General features: G+C 73.1%; 6 protein-coding genes and 1 pseudogene. 4 read left to right on the forward strand and 3 right to left on the reverse strand.

Going from position 1 to position 8366, the window contains the following annotated elements; all coding sequences use genetic code 11:
* Positions 1-145: 145 nt before the first annotated feature.
* Positions 146-3454 (forward strand): S8 family serine peptidase, encoded by a 3309-nt coding sequence (locus AB0L74_RS33020; RefSeq protein WP_365660730.1) that lies wholly within the window; start codon positions 146-148, stop codon positions 3452-3454.
* A 57-nt stretch (positions 3455-3511) separates the two neighbouring features.
* Here the strand turns inward: AB0L74_RS33020 and AB0L74_RS33025 are convergent, their stop codons facing one another.
* Together AB0L74_RS33025 and AB0L74_RS33030 are read right to left on the reverse strand one after the other, a co-directional pair.
* Positions 3512-4393 carry a hypothetical protein gene (locus AB0L74_RS33025; protein WP_365660732.1) on the reverse strand — a complete coding sequence of 294 codons (882 nt, stop codon included), beginning with the start codon at positions 4391-4393 and terminating at the stop codon, positions 3512-3514.
* Positions 4394-4395: 2 nt separating this feature from the next.
* Complete coding sequence (locus tag AB0L74_RS33030; RefSeq protein WP_365660734.1) at positions 4396-4923, reverse strand: sigma-70 family RNA polymerase sigma factor; 528 nt, start codon at positions 4921-4923, stop codon at positions 4396-4398.
* Between the two features lie 348 nt (positions 4924-5271).
* Here AB0L74_RS33030 and AB0L74_RS33035 point away from each other — a divergent pair, with 348 nt between their 5' ends.
* Positions 5272-6291, forward strand: a complete 1020-nt coding sequence (locus AB0L74_RS33035) for an aspartate-semialdehyde dehydrogenase (protein WP_365660737.1) — start codon at positions 5272-5274, stop codon at positions 6289-6291.
* A 91-nt stretch (positions 6292-6382) separates the two neighbouring features.
* Here AB0L74_RS33035 and AB0L74_RS33040 read toward each other — a convergent pair whose 3' ends face one another.
* Positions 6383-7339 (reverse strand): ScbA/BarX family gamma-butyrolactone biosynthesis protein, encoded by a 957-nt coding sequence (locus AB0L74_RS33040; protein WP_365660740.1) that lies wholly within the window; start codon positions 7337-7339, stop codon positions 6383-6385.
* A gap of 205 nt (positions 7340-7544) precedes the next feature.
* Here AB0L74_RS33040 and AB0L74_RS33045 point away from each other — a divergent pair, with 205 nt between their 5' ends.
* Complete coding sequence (locus tag AB0L74_RS33045) at positions 7545-8177, forward strand: ScbR family autoregulator-binding transcription factor (protein WP_365660743.1); 633 nt, start codon at positions 7545-7547, stop codon at positions 8175-8177.
* A 109-nt stretch (positions 8178-8286) separates the two neighbouring features.
* A pseudogene (locus AB0L74_RS33050) lies at positions 8287-8366 on the forward strand (ATP-grasp domain-containing protein); the annotation flags it as partial.

An 8366-nucleotide genomic window follows, 5' to 3' on the forward strand; every position in this document is an offset into this window, starting at 1 on the left:
CGATCCCGCCTCGGTCAACTCTCCCCAAACATGGACCCCTTGCGTCAGGCTGAGCGGTCGTCCGGGATCGCATTCCGGACTCTCGCGACCATGGCCGATCGGCCCTGGTCGCACCCGATCGTTCCTTTACCTACAAGGGATGCCGATGACCCACACCCCCCAGCGCGAACCGATACCCGGCGCCAGACGCGTGGCCCGCACCGTCGCGGCCGCGGGCATCGTCGCCGCGCTCTGCGCCGCCGGGCCGATACCCGTGGCGTTCGCCGCCGACGATCCGGCCGCCTCCGTGCCGGCCGACGCCGCCGCCAAGACCGCCCACCGCAAACTCGGTTCGGACGACGCCGGCCTGCTCGCCGAGGCCAAGGCCGAGGGCGAGAAGAGCGTCACGATGATGGTCGCCACCGCTCCCGGGCAGACCGAGCAGGTCGCGCGGCAGCTGGACGCGGTCGAGGGCGGCACCGTGGGCCGCACCTACGACAAGCTCGGCTACGTCCGGGCCACCGTCCCCACCGGCAAGGCGGACGCGGCCATCGCCGCCGCCGCGAAGCTGTCCTCCGTGCACGGCATCGACCTGCGCGAGGAGATCTCGCTGGACGACCCGACGCCGGGCGCGGACACCGCCGGGGCCGCCGGCGCCCAGGCGACGGCGGCGTACCCGGCCCCGAACCGGAAGACCCCCGCCGAGAACCCGTACAACCCGTCCTTCGAGACGGGCGCCGTCGACTTCGTCGAGGACCACCCGAAGGCGGACGGCCGCGGCATCACCATCGGCATCCTCGACTCCGGCGTGGACCTCGCCCACCCGGCGCTGCGGAAGACCACCACCGGCGAGCGCAAGATCGTCGACTGGGTGACCGCCACCGACCCGGTCGTCGACGGCGACCGGACCTGGCGCCCGATGCTGACCTCCGTCTCCGGGCCCGCCTTCACCTACGGCGGCAAGAGCTGGCAGGCCCCTGAGGGCTCCTACCGGATCAGCACCTTCCTGGAGTCGTACACCACCGGCGGCGACGCGGCCGGCGACGCCAACCGCGACGGGGACACCACCGACTCCTGGGGCGTGCTGTACGACGCCGCCTCCGGCACGGTCCGGGTCGACCTGAACGGCAACCACGACTTCGGTGACGACACCCCGATGAAGCCGTACAAGGACGGTTTCCAGATCGGGTACTTCGGCACCGACGACCCGGCCACCGAGGTCGCCGAGCGCCAGCCGTTCGTGGTCGAGATCCGCGAGGACGTCGTCTACAACTCCGCCGGCGCCAAGGCCGACTTCGTCAACATCGGCGTGATCGAGTCCGAGCACGGCACGCACGTCGCCGGCATCACCGCCGCCCACGGCCTGTTCGGCGGGAAGATGAACGGTGCCGCCCCCGGTGCGAAGATCGTCTCCTCGCGCGCCTGCACCTGGTCCGGCGGCTGCACCAACGTCGCGCTCACCGAGGGCATGATCGACCTGGTGGTCAACCGCGGCGTCGACATCGTCAACATGTCGATCGGCGGCCTGCCGGCCCTGAACGACGGCAACAACGCGCGCGCCGAGCTCTACAGCCGGCTCATCGACACCTACGGCGTGCAGCTGGTGATCTCCGCGGGCAACTCCGGCCCCGGCGCCAACACCATCGGCGACCCGTCCCTGGCCGACAAGGTGATCTCGGTCGGCGCCGCCATCTCCAAGGAGACCTGGGCCGCCAACTACGGCTCGGTGGTGGAGAAGGAGTACGCGATGATGCCGTTCTCCTCGCGCGGCCCGCGTGAGGACGGCGGCTTCGCGCCGACCCTGGTCGCCCCGGGCGCCGCGGTCAACACCATCCAGACCTGGCTGCCGGGCGCCCCGATGGCCGAGGCGGGCTACTCGCTCCCGGCCGGCTACGGCATGCTCCAGGGCACCTCGATGGCGTCCCCGCAGGCCGCCGGCGCCTCCGCGCTGCTGCTGTCCGCGGCGAAGCAGAAGGGCATCGAACTGACGCCCGCCACCCTGCGCACGGCACTGACCTCGACCGCCGACCACATCAAGGGCGTGCAGGCGTACGAGGAGGGCGCGGGCCTGATCAACATCGAGGACGCCTGGGAGGCGATCCGCGACGGCGCCACGGCCCACGGCTACACGGTCAAGGCCCCGGTGGACACCGCGATCGACGAGTTCCTGAAGACGCCCGGGTACGGCACCGGCCTGTACGACCGCGAGGGCGGCCTGAAGGCCGGGCAGCGGAAGACGTACGAGATCACGCTCACCCGTACCTCGGGGGCGGACCGGGCGATCCGGCACGAGCTGCACTTCGAGAACAACGCGGGCGGCACCTTCCGGATCGTCGGCTCCGACGAGGTGCGGCTGCCGCTGAACCGGCCGGTGACGGTGAAGGTCGAGGCCGCGCCGGGGAGCGCCGGGCTCAAGAGCGCGATCCTGGAGGTCGACGACCCGCGCACCGAGGGCGTCGACAAGCAGGTCCTGTCGACCGTCGTGGTCTCCGCGCCGCTGGACGCGTCGCGGAAGTACACCCTCTCCGCCTCCGGTTCGGTGCAGCGCAACAGCACCCGGTCGTACTTCGTGACCGTCCCCGAGGGCGCGAGGACGCTGGAGGTGGCGATCGGCGGCCTGAAGGACAAGAGCCAGACCCGGTTCATCGCCCTGCACCCGTACGGCGTCCCGGTGGACACCACCTCCACGCCGAACTGCTACAACAACTACCTCGACGGCAACGGCTGCAGGCCCGACGTCCGCTCCTACGCCGACCCGCAGCCGGGCGTCTGGGAGATCGAGGTCGAGTCGCGCCGCACCTCCCCGCTGCTCGACAACCCCTACACCCTCGACGTCTCCGTCCTCGGCGCGGCCTTCGAGCCGGAGGTCGTGACCGTGCCCGAGGCGAAGGCCGGCACCCCGGCCGCCGCCTCCTGGACGGTGACCAACCGCCTCGCCGCCCTCGACGGCAAGCTGGTGGGCGGCCCGCTCGGATCGGCCGCCTCCGCCCGGCCGTCGATCGCCCAGGGCGAGACGCGGACCGGCACGGTCGAGGTGCCCGCGGGCGCGTCCTCGCTGGACGTGGCCATCGGGGGCGTCTCCGACGCCGCCGCCGACCTCGACCTGACCGTCTACGACCAGGACGGCAACGTCGTCGGCCAGTCCGCCGACGGCGACTCGGAGGAGTCCGTCTCGGTGCCGAAGCCCGCCGCCGGCACCTACACCGTCGAGGTCGTGGGCTACGCGGTGCCCGCCGGTTCCACCGCCTACGACTACCGCGACGTGTACTTCGCCGCCTCGCTCGGCACGGTCGCCGTCGACGGCTCGGCGCCGGTGCAGCTCGGCACCGGCGAGTCCGCGGCGGTCTCCGGCAGCGTCACCGCGCTGGCCGCCGCCCCCGAGGGCCGCGAGTTCTTCGGCCAGGTGCGGCTCGTCAACGCGCGCGGTACGGTCGCGGGCACCGGCAGCGTGAAGATCGGCACGGTCGTGCCGTAGGTCCGCGGACCCGGTACGGCATCGGGGCGGGCGCTCTCCGGGGCGCCCGCCCCTTCCTCATGCGCAGGAGGGTCCGGGGGACGCGGACCGGGCGGCGGTGAGGGCGGCGCGCTCGGGCGCGATCTCCCCCTCCCCCACGAAGAGGGCGTCCGGCACGGCCCCGTACCGGGTCAGGGCGACGAGCACCTCGCCGCCCGGGCGGAGCCGGGCGGGGGCGCCGTCCAGCGTGAAGACGGCCCGGTCGTCCCCCTCGGCCGGCCGGTAGGACCGCGTGACGTCCAGCGTCACCCGGTACCGGCCGGTGCCGGGCACCCGTTCCACCGCGGTGACCGTGCCCTCGGCCACCAGGGGGGCGCAGGCCAGGGGGCCGGGGCCGGGGCCGTCGTAGGCGGGCGCCCGCGTCTTGCCGCCGGCGTCGGCGGCACTGGCGCCGGCCGCCTCGTCGGCACCGCCGTCCGCCCGGACCAGCAGCCATCCCAGTCCGGTCACCATCGCGCCCGCGCAGGCGACGGCGAGCGTGCCGAGGGCCAGGGCGAGCGGGCGGCGCCGGGGACGGGGCGCCCGTACCCGGGCGGGACCGGGGACCGGCGCGGGGGCGCGGGCCGGGGCGGGCGGCTCCGCGAGCGCCTGAGCGATGGTCGCCAGCTTCTCCCTCAGCAGCGCCACGTCGGCCACCGCCGACCGGTGCTCGGCCAGCAGCGCGGGGTCCGCGCGGGCCCCGGGCGGCAGCGGCTCGCCCGTGATCGCGGCCATCAGCGGGTCGGTCCCGGTGCCGCCGCCGTGCCCGCCGTACCCCTCGTGTCCGTCGTATCCGCGGCGGCCGTCCCGCCCGTCGTGCTCGGCGTGCCCGTCCTGATCGGTGCGTCCGCCGTGCCCGCCCTGCCCGTCGTGTTCGGCGTGCCCGTCGTGCTCGGCGTGCCCGTCGTGTTCGGCGGTCATGCTCACACCACCTCGTCCTCGTGCAGGCGGGCGCGCAGGGCCCGTACCGCCGTGTGCAGCCTGCTCTTGACCGTGCCCTCGGGGACGCCGAGCTGCCCGGCGATGTCCCGCACCGGCAGGTCGGCGTAGAAGCGCAGGACGACGACCTGGCGCTGGGCGTCGGGCAGCTGGTCCAGGCCGCGGGCGACGGCGAGGGAGAGCAGGCTGGTGTCCTCCCCCGAGGGGTGCTCCGCCTGGCGCAGCGCGGCCAGGCGCTCCCCGATCCGCTCCTGGCGGCGCCTGGCCCGGTGCCAGTCCACGGCCAGGTTGGAGGCGACGACCGCCGCCCACGCCGAGACGTCCCGCGGCGCCTCCCGGCCGCTCGCGGCCCGCTCCAGCAACCGCAGGCGGACCTGCTGCACCCCGTCCGGCAGGTCCGCCTGCGGCACCCCGCCGAGCGCGAGCACCGCCCGCACCCGGCGTTCCTGCGCCGCGTCCAGGGGGTCGTCCCCGACGTCCCCCCGGGCGCGGCGGAGCTTCCCGCGCAGCACAGCCGTCCCTCCCCTCGCCGCGTTTTCCCTACGACGCCGCAGGCGGCGGAAACGTTCGGTCCGGGGTGGGGATCAACACCGAGAGGCATACGTCACATCGCCGTGTGCGCCGGTGGGCCCCGGGCAGGCGCGCGGCAGCACAGCTTGCGGCGCGGCGTCCGGTGCGGCTGAATATCTCCAGCTCAGCCGGGGTGCCGCCCGAAGTTCCGCAACCGCTCGGCGGTGCCCCGCGTCCCACTCCCCGGGCATCCCGGGCAAAGAAGTGGACAGCCGGGCCGGGCCTGGCCGCATGATGGAAAGGCCTCGGCCAGGCAACAGCCACGCATAAGACACGTAAGAGGAGTCACCGTGAGGGTCGGAATCGTCGGAGCCACCGGTCAGGTCGGCACGGTCATGCGCAGGATTCTCACGGAGCGGAACTTCCCGGTCACCGAGCTGCGCCTGTTCGCCTCCGCCCGCTCCGCGGGCAAGGACCTCGACGGTGTGACGGTGGAGGACGCGGCCACCGCCGACTACACCGGACTGGACATCGTGCTCTTCTCGGCGGGCGGCGCCACCTCCAAGGCGCTGGCCGAAAAGGTCGCCTCGCAGGGCGCGGTCGTCATCGACAACTCCTCCGCCTGGCGCCGGGACCCGCAGGTGCCCCTGGTGGTCTCCGAGGTCAACCCGCACGCGATCGCGGACCGCCCCAAGGGCATCATCGCCAACCCCAACTGCACCACGATGGCCGCGATGCCGGTGCTCAAGCCGCTGCACGCCGAGGCGGGCCTCCAGGCCCTCGTCGTCGCCACCTACCAGGCCGTCTCCGGCTCCGGCCTGGCCGGCGTGGACGAGCTGTTCGACCAGGTGCGGAAGGTCGGCGAGGACGCGCCCAAGCTGACCCACGACGGAGCGGCGGCGAACTACCCCGAGCCGCAGAAGTACGTGGCGCCGATCGCGTACAACGTGCTGCCGCTGGCCGGTTCCATCGTCGACGACGGCCTGAACGAGACCGACGAGGAGCAGAAGCTCCGCAACGAGTCCCGCAAGATCCTGGAGATCCCCGGGCTGAAGGTCTCCGGCACCTGCGTGCGCGTGCCCGTCTTCACCGGCCACTCCCTCCAGGTCAACGCCCGCTTCGCCCGCCCGATCAGCGTGGAGCGGGCCAAGGAGCTGCTGGCCGGCGCCCCCGGCGTGGCGCTCACCGACGTGCCGACCCCGCTCCAGGCGGCCGGCCAGGACCCCTCGTACGTCGGCCGCATCCGCCAGGACGAGACCGTCGAGCACGGCCTCGCCCTGTTCATCTCCAACGACAACCTGCGCAAGGGCGCGGCGCTGAACGCCGTGCAGATCGCGGAGCTGGTGGCGGCGGAGCTGTCCGCCGCGTAGTGCGCGCGGCCGGGGGCGGTCACCGGCCGCCCCGCCTCCCGCGTCGCGAAGGGCGCGGCCGACCCCCGGCGGCCGCGCCCTTCGCGTGCGCTCACAGGCCGGGCGCCGACTCCAGGGTGACGTCCGCGGAGAAGACGCGCCGGCCGCTCTGTTCCAGGGTCACCAGCACCCGTCTGCGGCCCTGCTCGTCCGAGGGCAGCGGGTCGGCCCAGACCCAGCAGGGCTCGTCGAACTCCGCGTACCGGATGAACTCGGCGTCCATGGCGACCACGGTCGCGGGCCGCGTGCTCAGGGTGTGGGCGGCCTGGCGCGCGGCCTCCAGCAGGAGCATGCCCGGGGCGTGGTCGACGGGGTGGTCGAAGAGCACGGGGTGGGTGAGGTCCACCCGCAGCCGCCACCGGCCCGGCGTGTCCGTCGGGGAGAGCACCACGTCCTTCTCCCTGACCCGCGCCACCTGTTCCGCCGCGACGGCGGGCCCGGTGGTCAGGGCCCGCTCACGGGCCAGGTCGAGGTCGGCGTAACGGCCCCGCAGCCGCTGGTACACCGCGCGCGGCTGATTGTTGAAGCGGGTGGTGGCGGTGCCCAGCCGCTGTCCGCCCAGCGTGATGTCCACCGCCATCGTCAGCCCGGCCAGCCGGGTGCCCCGCCGCACGATGTCCGAGCAGGCGACGCGCAGTTCGAGCTCGGCGGGGGCCGTGGTGGCCACCAGGGCCCCCGCGTTCAGCGTGAAGCGCAGGTGTTCCCATGCCTGCTGGTGGCCGAAGGGCACGCCGTAGGCGACGTGGGACAGCAGGGGCACGGACTGGCGCACGGTCTCGCAGAGCAGCAGCGGGTCGTAGAGCCCGTGAGCCGGGTGGTAGAAGGCGTGCTCGCGCGGCCAGTGCGCGGTGACGGTGTAGGTGTCGGCGCCGAGCGGGCGCCAGGTGGACAGCAGGACTTCGGCGCCGTTCCTCTTGTGCACATGGCTCTGGTGCACGGCCAGCGCGGGCGTGCGGTCCTCCAGGCTCCGCGGCTCCCGCACGGATTCCCGCTGGAACACTGCACTCATGTCAGATCTCCCCCCAAGAGCTCCACCAAGTGCCCACAACATAAAGAGCGTTCTTTTTTTCTTGGGCAAAGAGCAAGTAAAGAAACTTCATGGTGTTCACCAAGTCGGTGGGGTGCGTTCCGGATGCGCGGCGCGGTCGGGGTTGCCAGAGACGGCCGGGCCGCCGATAACATAAGGATCGTTCTACTTTTGAAGGAGCTAATCGATGGCGGGCGGCGTGAAACAGGAGCGTGCGGTACAGACCCGGGAGTCGCTGCTGCGCGCGGCCGCGGAAGTCTTCGACGAGTTCGGGTACTCCGGGGCGAGCATCAACCGCATCCTGAAGCGCGCGGGGCTCACCGCCGGGGCGCTCTACTTCCACTTCGATTCCAAGGAGGACCTGGCACGGGCGGTGATGAACAGCCAGCCCGAGACCATCGTCCCCTGGCTCGACTCCCGGGGCCTGCAACGTCTCGTGGATCTCACGCTCAACTGGGCCCGCCGGCTCCAGGTGGACCCGCTGCTGCGGGCGGGCGTCCGGCTCACCAACGAACAGACCTCGTTCGGTCTGCAGGATGCCAGCCCCTACCAGCAGTGGGTGGAGATCATGGCCGAATGCCTGCGGGACGCGCACGAGCGCGGCGAGCTCCAGGCCGGGGTGGAACCCGGTGAGGTGGCCGCCTTCGTCGTCGAGGCGTGTACCGGCATGCAGATGTTCTCGGCCGTCGTCAGCGGCCGGAAGGACCTGATGGAGCGGGTCACGAGGATGTGGCGCCTGCTCCTGCCCGGCATCGCGGTGCCGGCCATCGTGGCCCGGACCGAACTGGGCGCGGAGCGCGCGCGGACCCCGCTGGACTGACCCCGGCGTCCGCGGATCCGCTCCGGTTCGCGTCCGGCTGCGCCGGCCGTGCCGAACAGGTCCTCCCCGCAGCACGACCCGCGTCGGTGCACGTCGACGTCGTACGACGTCTGTCGAGGGCGGCATGGAGATCGAGGAGGTGGCGGCGACCCGCCCCGAGGCCGTCGCGAAGATCGCCATCGACGCGAT

This window comes from Streptomyces sp. NPDC052020 (assembly GCF_040680575.1).
Taxonomy (GTDB): domain Bacteria; phylum Actinomycetota; class Actinomycetes; order Streptomycetales; family Streptomycetaceae; genus Streptomyces.

Coding starts and splice junctions, on each gene's coding strand:
- AB0L74_RS33025 (WP_365660732.1), bottom strand. CDS start 4,393: ATGACCGCCGAACACGACGGGCACGCCGAGCACGACGGGCACGCCGAA.
- AB0L74_RS33045 (WP_365660743.1), top strand. CDS start 7,545: ATGGCGGGCGGCGTGAAACAGGAGCGTGCGGTACAGACCCGGGAGTCG.
- AB0L74_RS33040 (WP_365660740.1), bottom strand. CDS start 7,339: ATGAGTGCAGTGTTCCAGCGGGAATCCGTGCGGGAGCCGCGGAGCCTG.
- AB0L74_RS33020 (WP_365660730.1), top strand. CDS start 146: ATGACCCACACCCCCCAGCGCGAACCGATACCCGGCGCCAGACGCGTG.